The following is an 18,310-nucleotide window of genomic DNA, read 5'->3' as shown; positions in this document are numbered from 1 at the left end:
AAATGAGCAAAAACATTAAAACACAAGAAGCTAAATTAGACTTAATCACTAAATTTTTAGACTATGCTAATTGTGCAGATGCTAGCTATGCTATGTTGCAATATGTTTGGGAAAATATAGAGCAAGATGAAAAGAATAATATTTATAAAGCAGATAAACTTACTTTTGGTGATAAATTAAAGCAAGATATTGTTATGAAAAATAGTAAAAGGGAAAATATTGTAAAACCTAAAAATACAAACACAGCTTATGCTTGTGCTATACAAGCTCGTTTTGAACAAAATAAAATAGTTAAAATAGAACCTAAATATTGTATTTCTCTTATAAATACTTGTTTTGATAGTAAAGAAATAACATTGGATAATGATATTAGCAGGGTAGGGTTAAATGATGCACTGAGTAAAAGAACTATTGATTTTGTAAATAGATTTAAACTTTTAAAACATCAGCCCAACACTACAAGTGGCTTTAGTGCTACTTTGTTTGAAGATACTAAAGATAATAATCAAAAGATTATAGTCATACGAGGAACAGAGCCTACAAGTAATTTTAGTGTAGATATTTTGGATGCTGATGTTGATTTAGCTTTAGGCAAAGTTCCCTATAATCAATATCTTGATATGATTAAATTTTATTCTGAGTGTGTTAAAGAATTTCCAAATATTATAAAAGACAAAGGTTTGGTAATTGTAGGTCATTCTTTAGGCGGAGCTTTGGCACAACTACTTACTCTTTCATTAGCGAGTGTTAATTCTAGTGCTAATGTTAAAGAAATCTACACTTTCAATTCGCCTGGTGCAAAAGAACTAAAAGCTTTAAATTTAAATCAAATTTACAGAATAGATGGAAAAATTATCAATTCTGATAATAAAGAGCAAGCATTGTTTTATCAAATAAGATCTTATAAATATCAAAAAAGTATAGAAATAAACTTAATAGGATATGATTCTAATTTATTTCAAAATATAAAATCATACTTTCACAATAAAACAAACTTAAAAGAACATTATATCTTTATAAAAACAAATATAATTTATAGTAAATCAACGAATTATTTTTATGATATTTTTGAAGTTGATGAAGTATTTATAAATTGTGTTAATCAGCTCCTTGCTAATCTTAATATCAAAAATATTTTAGCTACAAGTGATAATACTTATCATATTGAAACAGATACTGATTCCGATGCTTCTAATACAAAAGGGGTGATACAAGATTTAGGAGTAGATATAGACGGGAAGCATTATATTGTTAATTTAGGGGATCGATTTTGGGATTCTCATTTTTTAGAGCCTACTATCATAGAATTAAATTATATTTTAAATCTTATGAAAAATAAAGAAATTGATAACCTTTTAGAGTATAATATAAATAAGGATGAAGAGCTATGGACTTTTATCAAATACCATAATAATGTTTTGGCTACCGCAAGAACTCGTTATGATGATCGTATTTTGTCATATTTTAGCATTCCTAAACTATCTAATGATTTTTCAAATTCTTTGGAATATTTGCAAATTCATTATTTACCAAAAGAACCCAAAAAACCTTTATTTGCAGCAAATATTCAAGGTTTCTCATCTACGCAATTGCAAGCTTTGGAGGAATATAAAATAAAAAAAGCTAAATATGATGAGGAGTTAAAATGGTATGAACTTTATAAAGTAAAATATGAAAGAGAACAACAAATTTTTAATCAGAAATTTAAAGAGTATTTTTCAGAAATAATTTTTTATCAAAATAGACTCTATTCTCATAAAAAAACACAAGAGAAAATTATATTAAATGCAATAATACAACAAATTAATCAAAAAGATATAACATATTTTAATTTGTATTCTGTGATAGAATTTTTAAAAGAAAACAAGGCTTATTATAAATATATAGATTTAAATGAAATCCAAGATTTAATTTTAAATGATTTAGATAATAAATTGGGTTATTTTTATTGCCTTTATGTATGTATAAATTTAATAGTATTAAGAGAAGATAAAAATACTTATTTCACCCAAGCTACCGCTATAAACAATCTAGGCTATAATTCTACTTTCACAAAGATCTTCATCCTAGATAAAGAAAACCTTAATAATACCTATCTTGATGCTAGAAAAAGGCTTTATAAATCTATCAATACTTTAAAAGAAAAAAGAAATGAAAAAATAAAAGATATCCAAGCCTATTTAGATAAAGAAATTTCCTTACAAGATAATCTAAATAACCAAAGCTTTAATACTAAGGAAAATGATGTTAATTTAATTTTAAACGAAGTATTTAACATAGAGCAATTTTATGATAAAAATACCAATACCATAGTATTAAAGACAAATAATATAAAAATCATATTCTTAGATAAAGTAAATTTACAAGATTTGCAAGATAATTCTAACAATACTTCTTTCATCTCTATGTCAAATTTAATCCATATTTATGATAATCATTGTGATATTTTTGCAAAAGATAGAAGTGTTTTGGATATAAAGGACATAGAAGAAAAATATCAAATAGATTTTGAAAGTTTAGATACAAAAATCTTTTTAAACTCTACCCTCCTTACAGGCTCAAGTGAACTTCCTAATAATCCTTTTTACTTTGGAGAATTAGATCAAGATAATGCTATAAAACAAGATACACCTAGTTATTATTTTTCTCCTAAAGATGAAGATAGTGGCAAAGGAAAACTTAGCATCTTTTATAAAAATGATGAACTTTGCTTGCTTAATTATTCTATTATAGAAAATTCTTTAAATATCAAATTAGAATGTTTAAGCAAGCAAAGCTTAGAGTATAAAGACTTAATTTCAAATACCCTAAAAGAACAAAAAACCATACAAATAAATAAAAAACAAGCTATAGCTAAACTTCATGCCCTTTTAGAAAATCAAAACCTAGAATGTATCCATGGAGGTAAAGTCATACTTCAATCAAACAAAGGAAAAACTTTTAAAGATGGTGGTGTGCCTATTATGCTAGAAAGTGATTTACTTAATTCTAGCATAAGTGGTTGTCCTAATACTATAGGAAAAGTAAGCTATCCTTGTACTAAGGTAGTAGATGTTAAAGGCTCTTTATCTCAAAAGAAAGTTAATAATGAATATGTAATCTTACAAGAACTCATCTTAGCTTGTGTCACAGATAAAGGCTTTCCTTTAAAAGTAAGCTTTGTACCTACTAAGTTTAAATTTGATCATAGTTTTAATCCTAAGGATGGTTTAGCCAAACAAAACAAAAACCAAACAAAGCTAAAAGAGTCTATAATAAGACTTCATTATAAAAGTGATAGATTTCAAAAAGATAACCTACCTATCTATAACCTTTTAATTAATAATGAAAAAAAAGAACAAAATAAAGCTTTAAGTGAATTAAATATAGATCAAAAAGATTTAAAAGATATAGAAGATGTTAATATTCTTAATCAATTCAAACAAGACTTTAGTAAAGATTATGAATTTAAAGAATTAAATTTTAGTTTTGATACTAATTTAATCAAACTTTATTTTATTATCCCAAAAAATATTGCTAAAGTTTATAAAAGTGCTTATAAAGAATTTGAATATAAAGATTTAGGAGCAGGGTATTTTACACAGCTACATGAGTATGATAAAATCATCAAAAATTCCCTAGAAGATAATAAAGAATTAAACGAATATCATTTTAGTTTTTTAGCTCCTGCTAAAATGCAAAATTTAAAATTTCAAATCGCAAATGGACTAGATGAGATCTTAGAAGATGAAGATAGAAAACAAGAGCTTTATGTTTGTAAATTTGTAGTAGTGAATGGGATTAAAATATGAAAATAAAAGATTTCACCTTAATTACATCAAATCATAATTTGGAAATTGAGTTAAAAAATCTTACCGAAAATGCTAATAAAATTATTTTTATATGTGGTGATTTTGATGGATATAAAGAAGCTAAGAATTCTTTGTATAAGACACTACATACTATTGAATATAAATTTAAAAGTAACAAGAAAAAAACTTTTAAAATCATACATTTAAATCAAGCTAATAAAGATGAAATCACAAAAGAACAAAAATTTAGTTCTGATAAAAATTTATCTAGTATTAAAAAAATTATCTTTAATAATTTAAATTTTTTAAATGATGTAATCAATCAAAACAAAAATAAAACACTCAATAAAATTATTGATGAGAGCAATGAAAAAAATATTGAAAATTTTTTAAAAGGAATTCAAAAAGAATTAAATGCATTATTAAAAAATATCAAAGAATCTGATTATTTTGAGCAAGAGATTAAACCAAAGATACAACTTACCCTAGATACACTTTTTAATACACTTTTAAAAAATATCACTCAATCTAATGATGATGAATATAAGCAAATTATTAGAGCTATAGCAAAATTTTTTATCAATATATTAGATTCTGTAACCAATCTTAAAAAACCTATCTCTTTAGTTAAAAAAAATCCTTATGTTTTTGTTGTAAATACATTATTTGAAGTTTATAATTCTTCTTCTGACTATCAAGAGTATAAGGAACAAAAATATTATTATGATTTTGCTTATCCACTTTTAGAGCTTATTACTAGTAAGCTTTATCCTATTATCGCTTTGTGCAATGAAGAAATTTTATCTGATGTATTGATTATAGATGATAAAGTATTATTAGATTTTTCATCTTATTCTAATGCACCTTCTATTAGTCTTTATAAAAATAGTTTTTATAAAGTTATTTTAGATGAAGAATTTCAAGGTATTTTTGATCATTTTTTAGAAAATAATCCAAAAATTAAAAATGAAAAGTTAGATAATACGCTTTTAATTAATTCTAGTTTAAAAAATTTTGATACAACATTAAAAAAAGCAATCAATTCAAATATCTCTGAACTTAATCATTTCTTTTATGCAGAATATCCTGATTTAAATTCTTCTATACTAGTAGAAATGATACTAGATAAAAAAAATACTGATCAAATCAATACAACCAAAATGGGTAAAAATTATTTGTTTATTACCAATCCACCACAGCTTAACAATGCAGCACTTTGTGAAGATTTGTATCAAAAAAAATTAGGAGCAATAATAAAAAATCGCCCAAAAGCTCTTACAAAAAATGAAAAACTTGGATTAAAAGAGCAATTTCCTAGTAAAAGAGATTATGGTTCTTATTTTATAGAAAGAGATGTTAAAAAGGAAGATGATTTTGTATTGCAACTTTGTCCTTTTGTGAAACTTGATGGACAGATTTATCAAAAATATAAAAGGTATTTTAATTTTTATAATCAAACATATTCTCGGTTATTGTTTGATTTATTAGAGAGTACAAAACAATCAGTTGAGCAAGATTTTGCTTATATTGATAGCTTTTTTAAATTACCCAAAGAACTGGAAGAAATTAGCGAAAAAGAAAAAGAAAAAGTAAAAGAATATATCGGGCTTTTTAATAATTATTTAGATAATATCAATTCTTATTATGATCAAATGCAATTTTTTCTTGAGTTAGATCCATCAATATCCAAAACATATGAAAATGTAGATTTTAAGAAATACTCACCTTTAACGGTTGTTTTATTGACTTTAACTTTGTATGTTTTACAAAAAGACTTAGCTTCTACACAAGAATATTCTCTTGGTGTTAAAAATATTGTAATTCCAAATTTAGATTATGGTGATAAAGAAATTACACTTAATTATCAAAAGATTAAAATACCAAATTATTTTAATGAGTATATTTCATTTATCCCTGATGATATTTATTTTTATGATAATGATAAAAAAATTTACATCTTTTTATCTAAAGAATTAAATAAAAATAAAAAAGAAGATGAAGTTATCTATTTAGATGAATTAGCTAAAGCTATGTTTGAAAATGATTTTGAAGAAGAAGATCAAACTTATGTGAATTTTTTAAAAACCTTAAACGAAAGCTTTGATGAGGAAATTGAATTTAAAGAAAATACACAAACAGATAAAACTCTTCCTTTGAAAAAAGATTTAGATAAAAGTATTCAAGAAATTATGCTTGATAATGAACTTGCAAAATTATCCATAGATATCACTTTTTTTAATATCATTAAGCAACTTTTTCCTTTTGCAGAATTTTTTATGAGCCAGCCTGATTTTTTTAAAAAAATGATTTTATTTTTTATAAATTCAAGCTTTGATAAAAAGCATTATGGCAATAAATTATTTTCTAGTTTTAAAGCACATTTTTTTAAAGAACTAGGGATATTTTATGCACTTAATCCTAAAGGGCATTTTATAAAAATTAATCCAAAAAGTAAAAAGCCACTCAATAAGCTTTTTTTATATCAAATAGGAACAAATTATTATTATTTTAATCAATTAGAATATGCAAGCGAGTTGAAAAAGTCAAAGAGTTTTTCAAGATTGGATAAAGCTAAGCAAATTCATTTGATATCAAAAGTAAAAAAACAATTAGCTATTGATTTTTCTATTAAAGTAAGTAAAAATTTAAGTGTAGATGTGTTAAAAAATTTAGCAGGATCTTTTATCGATACACTTTTGCCTACAAATTATGAAAGGTTAAAAATTTTATATGAAAAACTAATGTATGAAAAATTTACTTACAATTATGATTTTCCTTTAGCTGTAAAAAAAGAAGAATACTTAACCTATCCTTTATTGATAAATTCTAGATTTATGAGTTTTGATTTATCTGAGTTTATTTTTGGTTCTTTATTATGCACAGGTGGGCTTAATTATTATCCTAGTATTGCTTGTGCTACAACTTCAAGCAAAGCTAGGGAATTTGCCTTAAAAAGACTTTTATCTTATATTATTTTAGATGAAAAAAGAAGTGCTTTTAAGGAAGATAAAATTAATGAGGGCAAATACATCTTAAATGATAAGGAATTTTTTGAAAAAAACAATATAGAACTTAGAAATTGTAATATATATAAGCTAGAGCATTTTCAAAGAAAAGAAGAGTATAAAACACAACACCCAGTGATAAAACAACACCCTATCTTAGCTTATAATGATGCTATACAAATTTTATATGAATATGCAAATGGTATTTATAGCACTACTCAAGATGAAAAGGGTAAGTTCATAGAAGATAGGCAAAAAGCAAGAAGATTGATGGAAAATTTAGAAGCTATAGGACAACATAATTTAGAAGTGATGTATAAGGGGATAGGGGATGAAAAGATAAAAGATGAAAGAAAAAATGAAAATGATGATGATGAAAGTGATGATATTGGTAAAATACAAGATTATTCTAATAAGTTTATAGGGAGATTAGCCACTACTATAATCATGGAAGATGGTTTATATATAGGATGAAAGGATAAAAATGAGTGAAACTTATGAAATTTATATGCCTAATGGTGTTATATTAGATGTAGAAAAAAAAACGAATAAAATTTTATTATATGATGGGGGAGCTAAGGTAGGCAAATACACCCAAGAATATTCTAAAGCTTTGTTTGAAGCACACAATATCAAACAAAACTCTCCCTACAAAGACTATAAACCAAGATATTTAGATCCTAATCTTTACACAGGGCAAAGTTCTACTTTACTTGAGTTTAAAGATTGGCAAAGTATTTATTTAAAAGATCCTATTAAAGGAAGCATAGCTCCTTGGACTAAAGCAGAAAAAGCTTATTATAAATCTTTAAAAACTAAAAAAGAAAGATATAAGTATTTAGTTATAAGAAGTGGTATAAGAAGTGTTGTTATAGATATACCTTATGAAGCTATAGGGGCTGTAGATGAAAAAGGAAATGTAGATCCTAAATATGAAAAATTATATAGAATAGTAGATGATAATAAACATAATCTAAGATCAAGTTTATTTCATAATGAATGGGGTATGGCAGCAGGAATATTAGGTGATTATAAATATCTAGCTAATGATATGTCTCAAAATGGTTTTAATGCAAGATTTATCCAAGCTACTATACTTTATATACAATTAAGTGGAGGAAGTAGTATATTAGATAAACCTAATTTATTAGGTGCTATTTATGGTTATGCTGATATTGCTGTAGGAAGTGGTTTAGTGGGAGTGCATAAAAATCCTTTAAGAGAACAAGAGATTAAAACCTTAGCTAAGACTTTAAAACCTGATGAATTTGGTATGCTTCCTTTTATAGATGAGATTATGGGAGTAGATTGGGTAATTGATTTAAATAAATATAGATTGGCTAATGATCAATTTGGAAGTATATACAAAGCCTTAAGAAGTGATATAGTTGAGGGTAAGATAAAAGATCCAAGGGATGTAGATTCTACTTATGAAAGCAGAAGAGAATTTGATCGTTATAGGGTTGGATATAGAAAGGGTATGAGGCAAGGTTATGAAACTGATACACCTAATGATTGGAGCGAAGAAAGAGCACAACTTTTTAATGATACTTTAATACTACATGCCAAACTAGCAGCCCTAACTCCACCTCAAGGCTATCCTAATGCACCTTATTATTTTACCCCTGAAAACCTAGAATGGTATTATAAAAGACATAAGCTTGATAGACTCCTTGATCCAAGAATTCCTGCCATATATAGATATAATTTCCCGCAAGAACTTCGAGCTAAAATACTAGCTTATGCTAAAGAACATAATATAAAAGAGTAATTTAATCAAAACAAAAAAATATTTAAAGTAAAATTAAAATAAAAGGATAAACAATGCAAAAAATACTTCAAATTGATTTAGAAAAAAGAAAAGCTTTAGAGAATTTAAAAAATTTAAGCTTATTGGGTTTTGGTGGAGTTATGTTATTTAATCTAAATAAAGATGATTTGATTAAAGATAATGATATTTTTTCTATGCATAATATGAATCATTTTTTACAACTTAGTTTAGATCAATTTTACATACCTAATGCTTTTTTAAATATTTTAGAATTTTTACATATTAAAAAACATATTGATATAAAAGAATCTTTTCATATCAATATCTTAATCAATAGTGATACACTTTATAAAAATCCTTTATTGCAATATAATATAAATAGAAAAATTTCTAAAGATGATAATATCATTTATGCTTTAAAAAATACTTCTAGTATAAATCAAGCTTTTAAAAACTTAAAACAATTACAAGAAGCATTATTAAAAGAAAATATATTTTTAAATTTTATAGACTTAAATAGTAAAGAAAGCCTTTTAAGTTTTTACAATCAAATATTAAGTAATCATCATCTTAAAGATTATTTTTATATAAAAAATAATCAATTTTTTATTAAAGAAGATATAAAAAATAAAATTATATTTCATAATATCAATTCTTCTTCTATTATAAGTAATTATCTTAGCTTGTTAAATGATTTTAATACTTTAAGTAAGATAGAACTTATAAATATATTAGAAAGTTTAAGTTTATACAATCTTTCAACTTTAATGCAAGATATACAAAAAAGATACTTAAAACTAGAATATAACTTAAAAAGCTTTGATAAAGATAGTATCTTTTTATCTAATATGATTATGAATGTGAGGTTGAAGTAGGTAAATGGTAGATTTAGCAGGTGTGGTTTGTTAATGAAAATAAAAACTCTTTTTTAATATTTTGAATATAATTTACCAAAAAAACACTTGGGAGTAAAAAACAAATGGTGCCCGAGGTCGGACTCGAACCGACACAAGGTTGCCCTTACCAGATTTTGAGTCTGGCGCGTCTACCAGTTTCACCACTCGGGCTTTTTTTGGAGTTTAAAAAAAATAAATTCTAGGATTTGAGATTATACTAAAAAAAAATTAAAACAATATAAAATATTTTATATAAAAAATTTAAATATCATTAAAATTTGGAACTTTTTTTGCTTGTAAAATTTGAAAATTTATTTGTGGAGCAAACAATGAGAATTAGTAATCAATATACTTTTTATACTTCTATACAAAATTATACTGATGGGCAATCTTTACTAAATAAGTATAATTTGCAATTACAAACAGGGCAACTCATTCAACATTCATTTGAACACGCTAATACTTATATAAATGGTTCAAGATTAGAATATGAAATGGCAAATATAAATCAAATCATAGAAGGAACACAAGCTGCACAAGAAATGGCTAAAAATACAGATACAGCTTTAAAAAACATCACAGAGCTTTTGGAAAAATTTAAAACACTTCTAACAAAGGCAGCAAGTGATGGTAATTCTCAAACATCAAGAGAGGCTATTGCTAAAGAGCTTAAATTAATTAAAGAATCCATAGTAAACATAGCAAATACTAGTATTAACGGACAATATCTTTTTGCAGGTTCAAATACAGCTACAAAACCTTTTGATAAATATGGTAATTATAATGGAAATAAAGACAATATTTTTGTAGTAAGTGGTTCTGGAACTCAAATCCCTTATAATATACCTGGATGGGATTTATTTTTTAAACCAGATTCTAATATCAATAAGCTTATATCCACAAATGTTTCTATGATTGATAATAGGTATGATGTTATAAAAAATCCTGATCAAAAAAAATTTTTAGATGAAGAATCAAAATTTTCATATTTGATAGGACAAAATTATGTTCAAGGTGGTGGACTTGATCCAGATAAAGATTTTGATTATGCAGATAGTAAATTACCTTTTCCAAAAAGTTCTATGTATATACAAGGTGTAAAACCTGATGGAACAAGTTTTAAAGCAACGATTAATATAGGACCTGAAGATAAAATAGGTGATGTTTTAGAAAATATTGGAAAACTTTATGGCAATACAGATACAAATAAAGTTGTCGAAGTTAAAATGAATGATAGTGGACAAATTGAGATTAAAAATTTAAAAGAAGGTAATAGTTCTTTAGATTTTCACGCTGTTGCTATGACACCACAAGTTCAAGATAAAGGGCAAATTAATGCCTTAAAAGAAGCTGCTGATGCTGAGGGTATAAGTATGGATCAACTAACAGATCGCATTATGCAAGCAGCTCATAATGGAAATATAAACAATGTAACAAGTCCTGTAACAATTCAAGTTAATGGTCAAGACTTTGAAATAAATATTCATCAAACAGATTTTATTAAAAGCAATATTAATGGCAATAAAACCAATGGTAAGGAATTTGATGTTCCTTTTGAAAAAGATGGAAACACAGTATATGGTAATGTTTCTCAGATTATAAAAGGAACAAGTCAATATGCTAATGATAGCACAAAATTAAGCGAAGTAATAGCAAATTCAAATGGAAGTATGGCTGGTCAGCAACTTCAGATGAATATTACTTCTAAAAGCGGACAAAGATACGATGTAACAGTAAATTTAGAAAATTCTTTAGTTAGTTTTACAAAGCCAGATGGAACTTTAATACAAATTCCAATCATGAATGTAGATCCTAATAATCCAAACAATGCTATTGTTACTAATCCTGAGGATATTACTTATAGACAATTAAATGATATTATAGGTATGATTGCTTCTGATAATATACCTGCAAATACCCTCACTCCTGCTAATGTAGCTAATTTTAAAGAATATCAAAGATTGGTTGCAAATTCAAAAGATTCTGTAGAAGTAAATATGGACTATAAAGGTCGCATTAGTATCACTGATAAATTTTCTACCAATACAAATATCGGAGTGAGTATAAAAGACTCTAATTCAAATACTAATTTTCCAACTACCGGTGGAGGAGTAACGCAAGGTTCAGGCTTTACTTTTAGTGCAAATAATTCTTTAACTATAGATGATCCCAATGTTGATTTGATTAAAGATTTAGATGAAATGATAGATGCTGTTTTAAATGGCAATATGAGAGCAGATTCTGAAGGAAGCGATCCTAGAAATACAGGTTTGCAAGGTGCATTAGAAAGACTTGATCATTTACAAGATCATGTTAGAAAAACACAAACAACTATAGGTTCATATACAAATTCTATAGAAGAAACAAATAAAAGAATGACTTTTTTAAATGTTAATGTCGCTACTATAAAAAGCGGAGTAACAGATGCTGATTATGGGCAAACATATATGCAGTTTATGCAAACAATGGTTTCGTATCAAGCTATGCTTTCTGCGACTTCTAAAATTTCTCAAATTAGTTTGTTAAACTACTTATAATTTTTTGATATAATAGCCTTTTTTCTTTATAAAGGATGCGTTATAAAAAAAGAGGCTATTTTTGTAATTTTAAATATTTTTATTTTTTATTTTTGTCTGAGTGTTTTAATACCTGAACAAACATTAGTAAGTGTTATAGGGTATTTTTTAGCAAAACTTAGTTATTTTTTATTTGGCTCTTTAAGTAAATTTTACCCTTTTGTGTTTTTTTGGTTTAATTATCTTTTATATAAAAATGATTATAAATTTGAAATTATAGAAAGAAGATATGTAGTTGCTATTAGCTCTTGTGTTATAGCATTGCTTATTTTTAGTGCGATGTTTTTGCAAGATAAAGGCTATATAGCCTCGGCAATGTTTATTATACTTGATGGCCTTTTTGGAAAAATTGGTTGCAGTGTTTTAATTATTTTACTTTTTGCGTTCGCATTTACTATAAGTTTTCCGCAAATTATTAAAGATATTTTTAAAATAGAGATTGATTTTGACTTTTATTTAAAACTTGAGACTTTAATTAAAAATAAAATTTTTGGATTTTTTGGTGGAGATAAATATGAAAATGAAACCAAACAAGAACAAGAGCAATTAAAACAAGAATTACTAATTAAAGAAAAAAAAGAAGAGTTTGAAGATATCAAAATAAAAACGACTCAAGAAGAAAATCAGGATAAAAATGAAAAATTTGATCTTGAAAAATTAAAAAATCAAACATTAGATGAAGTTGTTATTAGCGATGAAGATAAAAAAATGAGTTCAAGCTATATACATGAACTTTCAAAACCTATAGCAAATTTTGCTCAAAAAGCAAGTAAAACAAATGTGAAGGAAACGCAAATGACCCCTGAAGAGTATTTAGCAAAATACAAAAACAAAAGTGAAGATGTGTATACTCAAAGTTTAATTAGTAAAAATTTAGACGAACCAAGTTATAAAAGACGCAATATAGATGTAAATGAAGAAAAAGAAATTAATGAGGATTCTTTTTTTGCAAAAGAAATAAAACAAAGACAGAAAATGTTGCAAAAGGCAAAATTATTAGAAGAATATAAAGCTTTACAAAAAGAAAAAATACTAGAAGAATTAAATGAAGATTTTAAAAAGATAGAAGAATTAAACGCTATAGAGGCACAAAAAGAAGCAGAATTTAAAAAAATTCAAAACAAAACCAACTTTTTAGGGGCGGATACAAAGGAATTAAAAGATGAGGATTTTATTCCGCAAAATGAAGTAAAAGAACTAGATTTCAATGAGGATGATTTTATTAAACCAAAAAGCATTGAAGAACTTAGAATTAAAAAAACTTATGATGAAGTTTTTGTTGTAGAAGAGATTGAAAATAAAGAGCAAGAAAATATCGTGGATATAGTTGAAAATAAAAATCATCTAATTAGTGATGAAGTGAGTGAAAATAAAGCTTTATTAAAGGAGCTTGATTTTGGAAATTTTGAAAAACCAAATGATTTTACTTTACCACCTTTGGATTTTTTAACTATGCCAAAAGAAGGCAAAAGCGAAATCAATGAAGAAGAAATTGATAGAAAAATTTATGATTTACTCGAAAAATTAAGACGATTTAAAATAGGCGGAGATGTTGTAAGAACTTACACAGGCCCTGTTGTAACTACATTTGAATTTCGTCCAGCTGCTGATGTAAAGGTTAGTAAAATTTTATCCTTACAAGATGATTTAGCTATGGCTTTAAAAGCCCAAACTATAAGAATTCAAGCTCCAATTCCAGGAAAAGATGTAGTAGGTATAGAAGTTCCAAATGAAAAAATTGAAACTATTTATTTAAGAGAAATTTTAGAAAGTGAAATATTTAAAAATTCAAGTTCACCTTTAACCATAGCCTTGGGTAAAGATATAGTAGGTGATCCTTTTATAACAGATCTTAAAAAACTTCCTCATCTTTTAATCGCAGGAACAACAGGAAGTGGAAAAAGTGTGGGTATAAATTCTATGCTTTTATCTTTGCTTTATAGAAATTCTCCAAAAACATTAAGACTTATGATGATAGATCCTAAAATGCTTGAATTTAGCATTTATAATGAAATACCACATTTGCTTACACCAGTAATTACTGATCCTAAAAAAGCAGTTAATGCTTTATCAAACATGGTAGCTGAAATGGAACGCAGATATCGCTTGATGGCTGAAGCAAAAACTAAAAACATAGAAAATTATAATGAAAAAATCAAAGAACAAGGTGGAGAAATCTTACCATTTATTGTGGTAATCATAGATGAATTAGCAGATTTAATGATGAGTGCAGGTAAGGATGTAGAATTTTATATAGGTCGTTTAGCACAAATGGCAAGAGCAAGTGGAATTCACTTAATCGTAGCTACACAACGCCCATCAGTAGATGTTGTAACTGGGGTTGTAAAGGCGAATTTACCAAGTAGAATTTCTTATAAAGTAGGGCAAAAAGTTGATTCTAAAGTAATTTTAGATGCTATGGGAGCTGAGAGTTTGCTAGGAAGGGGCGATTGTTTATTTACTCCTCCTGGTATGAGTGGTTTAGTGCGTTTGCATGCGCCTTTTGCAAGTGAAAATGAAATAGAAAATATAGTAGAATTTTTAAAAGCTCAACAAGTAGTAGAATATGATGAGAGTTTTTTAAAAGATGATAATCAAGAAGGTGCTTTTAAAAGAAGTGAATTTGATGATGGGGATTTAGATGAACTTTATGAAGAAGCTAAAGCTGTGATTTTAGAAGATAGAAAAACTAGTATTTCGTATTTGCAAAGACGCCTTAAGATAGGCTATAATCGTGCGGCAAATATCATAGAACAACTTTCACAAACTGGCGTTTTAAGCGAACCTGATGCAAAAGGACAAAGAGAAATTTTATAGTTAATTTCTCATTGCTTTATTATGCTCTTGAAGAGTAGAAGTAAAAATATGTTTGTTTGTTTTTTTATCTCTTACAAAATACAAATACTCTGTTTTAGCAGGAAAAATAGCTGCTTTAATTGCTTCAAAAGAGACATTACAAACAGCTTCTTTTGGTATACCATTAAATTTATAAGTATTGTAAGAGCTATTGTCTGATCTTATTCTTTGTGGAGTGATTTTTTCGTGAGAGTATTTGCCATAATTTAGTGTCCCATCCATTTGAAGCTTCATTCCCTTTTTTAGACGATTACGAATAACAGAAGAAACTATAGGCATTTCTTCATTGTTCGCTGCTTCTTTTTGTATAATAGAAGCTATGATGATATACTCGTGCCATTTTTTTTCATTATATTCTCTAAAAATTTTGTAAGAAAGTTTTTTAAATTCATTTGCAGAAAAAGCTAAAAGGTATTTTACTAAAAGCTCTTCTGTAATACCTTTTGGAATTTTATAAGTTTCTGGAAAAAGCATTCCTTCTTTAAAGGGGCTTTGTTTATAAAATTCTTGCATTAGTATTTTGGAATTTAAATTTAACTTTTCTGCCAATTCTTCAAAGAAAATTGCAGTAGTTTCTCCAGGAATTAAAGTAATAGTTTCAAGTGCTGCTTTGGCTATAGTAAGTTTGTGTAAAAATTCAGCTCTATTTAGTTCTTTTGTGCCTATATTTATCCAGCCAGATTGTGGGTGACCTAAAAAATATAATGTGTATTTGTCAATATTACTCATTTTATAGTTATTTTTATCTAATTGCGTTATAATTTTACCAACAGAACCTTGTGGAATAAAAACCACAGAGTTTGTTTTTATAGGTAAAAGTAGATAGTAAAAAATGGACAAGAGAAAAATCAAAATAAAATCACAACATATTAAAAAGATTCTTAAATTTTTGATATTACCTATAATACTTTTCATTGCTTTGTTTATTTACCTTAAAAATGGGATTTATATAGAAAAATTAGAATTTTCTTCTATTCATTTGGAGAAATTATATATTAAATTAGATAAAAAACTTATTTTAAATGCTAAAAAAGTTATTCTTAATTCTCAAAATCAAAACACCAAAAATGAAACTAGTGCAAGTAAGGCTTTGCAACTTATAAAAGATGTTAAATATATTTATTGGTTTTTTCAAGAAATAAATATAGAAGAAATTTTTGTTAATAATTATCCTGTGGAATTAGTTTATAAAAATAATTTGTTTTTTGTTAATAGTAAAAATCTTCTTGTAAAAATAGACTTAAAAATTAGCGATAAAAATATACAAGCAAATATTAATAATTTTCTTTTAAAAGATTATAATCTTAGCATTATAGGTTCTTTAGCAATTAATCCTAAGACTAAATTTTATAATTTTAAAGGAAAAGTAGATAGTGAATTTTTAAAAAGTAATGTTAAGTTTTCTTTAAAAAGAGAAGAAATAGCATATGAATTAGATAATATACAAACAAATAATATAAGTAAAATTTTTGCAGTTTTAAAAGAAAACAACATTCACTTGCCAAGTGATTTAGAACTTTGGGTAGGTGGTAAAGTAAAAGCTGATTTTTATTTTATAGAGAAGTTAAATGGTTTTGCTGATTTTGGAAAACATAGATATTATTTAGACGATATAAAAGCTTTTGGTTATGTAAATAATCTAAAAATTACACTTGATAATGGTATAGATCCTATCCTTAGTCCCCATGTAAGACTTAGTTTTAGCAAACAAAGGCTTGATTTTGACTATGATAAATTATATTTTAATAATTATGATCTTAAGCAAAGTAAAATTTATATAGATGATATGCTAAATCATAAGGCTAGGATTTTTATCCATATTAAAAGTAATAATGCAAGATTAGATTATAGGGTAAATAAAATTTTAAAACTATATGATATAACTTTACCTTTTTTGCAAAATAATGGAGTTACTAAAACTGACTTGATTTTAAAAATTCCATTTGATCACCCTGAAAAAATTACTTATAAAGGTATGTTTGATATTGTAAATTCAAATATTAACATCAGTGATTTTAAAATTAATCAAGCAAATGTAGAACTAAAAAAAGACAAGGTTGAGATAAAAAATGCAAGCATAATGAGTCAATTAATAAATGGTGATTTTAATGCTAGTATTGATTTAAAACAAAAACAAGGAAATTTTAAAACCTATATTAAGCAAATTATATTGCCACAAGATAGTTTAAATCTCCAAGATAAATTTTTGGATTTAGAATTGAATTTTGATAAAAACACAAGTATTTATAATAAAGAATTCCTCACAACTATGGTTTTAGATCAAGGATTATATATTCATATAGCAAGACTTATAAAATTAAAAGAATATTCTAAAATAATGCAAAAAAACAAAATACACGATGGGGAATTAACATTAAACACCATAAATTTTCAAGATTTTAATATAGATTTAAACAATACAACTTTTGATTCTTTTTTGCTTCATAAAGATAATAATCCATATGAGTATGATAATTTTAATATAAAAATTAGAAATGGCGATTTTAATTTAACTACTCAAAGTAATTTTCTTTTTGTTCAAAAGCAAAATCATGATACAAATATCACATTAAACAATGTAAATTTACTTCTTTCGCAAAAAGATACAGAAAATACTTTAGATGATCTTATGGATACTAATTATAATATTTTTGCCCAAAATGTAGATATTATTTTGAAAGATTATAATAAAACTTTAGATTTTGATAAATTAAATGCAAAGCTAAAAAAAGATTTTATACAAGCTAGTGCAAATAGAAGCGAATCGAAATTTAATTTATTATTGAGTAAAGATAAATTTAGCCTTCAAGCTCTAAAAATGGATGATGATTTTTTAAATACCTTTATGAGAGAAAATATTTTTGATAAAGGTGAGTTTAATCTTTATATAGATGGCAATAGCACGGATTTTTTTAAAGGTAAATTTTTATTTAAAAATACTTATTTAAAAGACTTGAAATTTCATCAACAACTTTTAAGCTTTATTGATACTATACCTAGTTTATTGCTTTTTAAAGCACCAACTTTTAATGAAAAAGGATTTAGTGTTGAAAATGCAGGAGTTAGCTTTAATAGAAAAAAAGATCTTTTTGAAATAGATGCTTTAAATTTCAATGGAGATAGTGCTGATGTTTTAGGGCAAGTTAAGATAAATTTGCGTAGTAGTAAAGTTGATGGATTGTTAGAACTTAGAACCTTAAAATCAGCTACTTCTGTGATTTCTAAGGTTCCTATTATTAATCAGATTATATTAGGAAAAGATAGACAAATTAGCACACAAATTAAATTAAGTGGAACAATTGACAATCCTGAATTTAAAACTCAATTAATCGCACAAAGCTTGCAACTCCCTTATCATTTGATAAAAAATATTTTTGAATTACCTGCTAATTTGATTAAATAGCAAAAAAGGAGA

Annotated in this window: 8 protein-coding genes and 1 tRNA gene; 7 read left to right on the top strand and 2 right to left on the bottom strand. The window is 25.8% G+C overall.

Annotated features, from left to right (window positions below; all coding sequences use genetic code 11):
- The first annotated feature begins 2 nt into the window (after positions 1-2).
- From CPEL_RS09520 to CPEL_RS04485, 4 genes are read left to right on the top strand one after another with little or no spacing between them, the layout of a single operon-like run.
- Positions 3-3,791: a lipase family protein gene (locus tag CPEL_RS09520; protein ID WP_232088154.1), complete on the top strand. Its 3,789-nt coding sequence runs from the start codon at positions 3-5 to the stop codon at positions 3,789-3,791.
- Positions 3,788-7,270, top strand: a complete 3,483-nt coding sequence (locus tag CPEL_RS04495) for a hypothetical protein (RefSeq protein ID WP_044598799.1) — start codon at positions 3,788-3,790, stop codon at positions 7,268-7,270. The genes CPEL_RS09520 and CPEL_RS04495 overlap by 4 nt, the downstream gene beginning before the upstream one ends.
- 10 nt (positions 7,271-7,280) lie before the next feature.
- The gene (locus tag CPEL_RS04490; RefSeq protein ID WP_044598798.1) at positions 7,281-8,567 is read left to right on the top strand and encodes a hypothetical protein; all 1,287 of its coding nucleotides are present in this window, start codon (positions 7,281-7,283) and stop codon (positions 8,565-8,567) included.
- A 53-nt stretch (positions 8,568-8,620) separates the two neighbouring features.
- Entirely contained in the window at positions 8,621-9,442 is an 822-nt protein-coding gene (locus CPEL_RS04485) for a hypothetical protein (protein WP_044598797.1), read from the top strand.
- A gap of 105 nt (positions 9,443-9,547) precedes the next feature.
- Here the strand turns inward: CPEL_RS04485 and CPEL_RS04480 are convergent.
- Positions 9,548-9,634 (bottom strand) — tRNA-Leu (locus CPEL_RS04480).
- A 158-nt stretch (positions 9,635-9,792) separates the two neighbouring features.
- Between CPEL_RS04480 and flgL the strand changes: the two genes are divergently transcribed.
- Together flgL and CPEL_RS04470 are read left to right on the top strand one after the other, a co-directional pair.
- Positions 9,793-12,000, top strand: coding sequence for a flagellar hook-associated protein FlgL (flgL, locus tag CPEL_RS04475; RefSeq protein ID WP_044599532.1), 2,208 nt, complete (start codon positions 9,793-9,795; stop codon positions 11,998-12,000).
- A gap of 318 nt (positions 12,001-12,318) precedes the next feature.
- Positions 12,319-14,856: a DNA translocase FtsK gene (locus CPEL_RS04470; protein WP_414437352.1), complete on the top strand. Its 2,538-nt coding sequence runs from the start codon at positions 12,319-12,321 to the stop codon at positions 14,854-14,856.
- Here CPEL_RS04470 and mltG read toward each other — a convergent pair whose 3' ends face one another.
- Complete coding sequence (mltG, locus tag CPEL_RS04465; protein ID WP_044599531.1) at positions 14,857-15,747, bottom strand: endolytic transglycosylase MltG; 891 nt, start codon at positions 15,745-15,747, stop codon at positions 14,857-14,859.
- A 37-nt stretch (positions 15,748-15,784) separates the two neighbouring features.
- Between mltG and CPEL_RS04460 the strand changes: the two genes are divergently transcribed.
- Positions 15,785-18,298, top strand: a complete 2,514-nt coding sequence (locus CPEL_RS04460) for a YhdP family protein (protein ID WP_044598795.1) — start codon at positions 15,785-15,787, stop codon at positions 18,296-18,298.
- Positions 18,299-18,310 lie beyond the last annotated feature (12 nt).

The organism is Campylobacter peloridis LMG 23910, from assembly GCF_000816785.1.
Classification (GTDB): Bacteria; Campylobacterota; Campylobacteria; order Campylobacterales; family Campylobacteraceae; genus Campylobacter_D; species Campylobacter_D peloridis.
Note: the sequence above shows the minus strand (reverse complement) of the source record. Positions and strands in the feature narration are given on the sequence as shown.

What these genes read in the sequence shown, in the direction of transcription:
- CPEL_RS09520 (WP_232088154.1), top strand. Translation starts at nt 3, where the DNA reads ATGAGCAAAAACATTAAAACACAAGAAGCTAAATTAGACTTAATCACT.
- CPEL_RS04495 (WP_044598799.1), top strand. Translation starts at nt 3,788, where the DNA reads ATGAAAATAAAAGATTTCACCTTAATTACATCAAATCATAATTTGGAA.
- CPEL_RS04490 (WP_044598798.1), top strand. Translation starts at nt 7,281, where the DNA reads ATGAGTGAAACTTATGAAATTTATATGCCTAATGGTGTTATATTAGAT.
- CPEL_RS04485 (WP_044598797.1), top strand. Translation starts at nt 8,621, where the DNA reads ATGCAAAAAATACTTCAAATTGATTTAGAAAAAAGAAAAGCTTTAGAG.
- flgL (WP_044599532.1), top strand. Translation starts at nt 9,793, where the DNA reads ATGAGAATTAGTAATCAATATACTTTTTATACTTCTATACAAAATTAT.
- CPEL_RS04470 (WP_414437352.1), top strand. Translation starts at nt 12,319, where the DNA reads ATGTTTTTGCAAGATAAAGGCTATATAGCCTCGGCAATGTTTATTATA.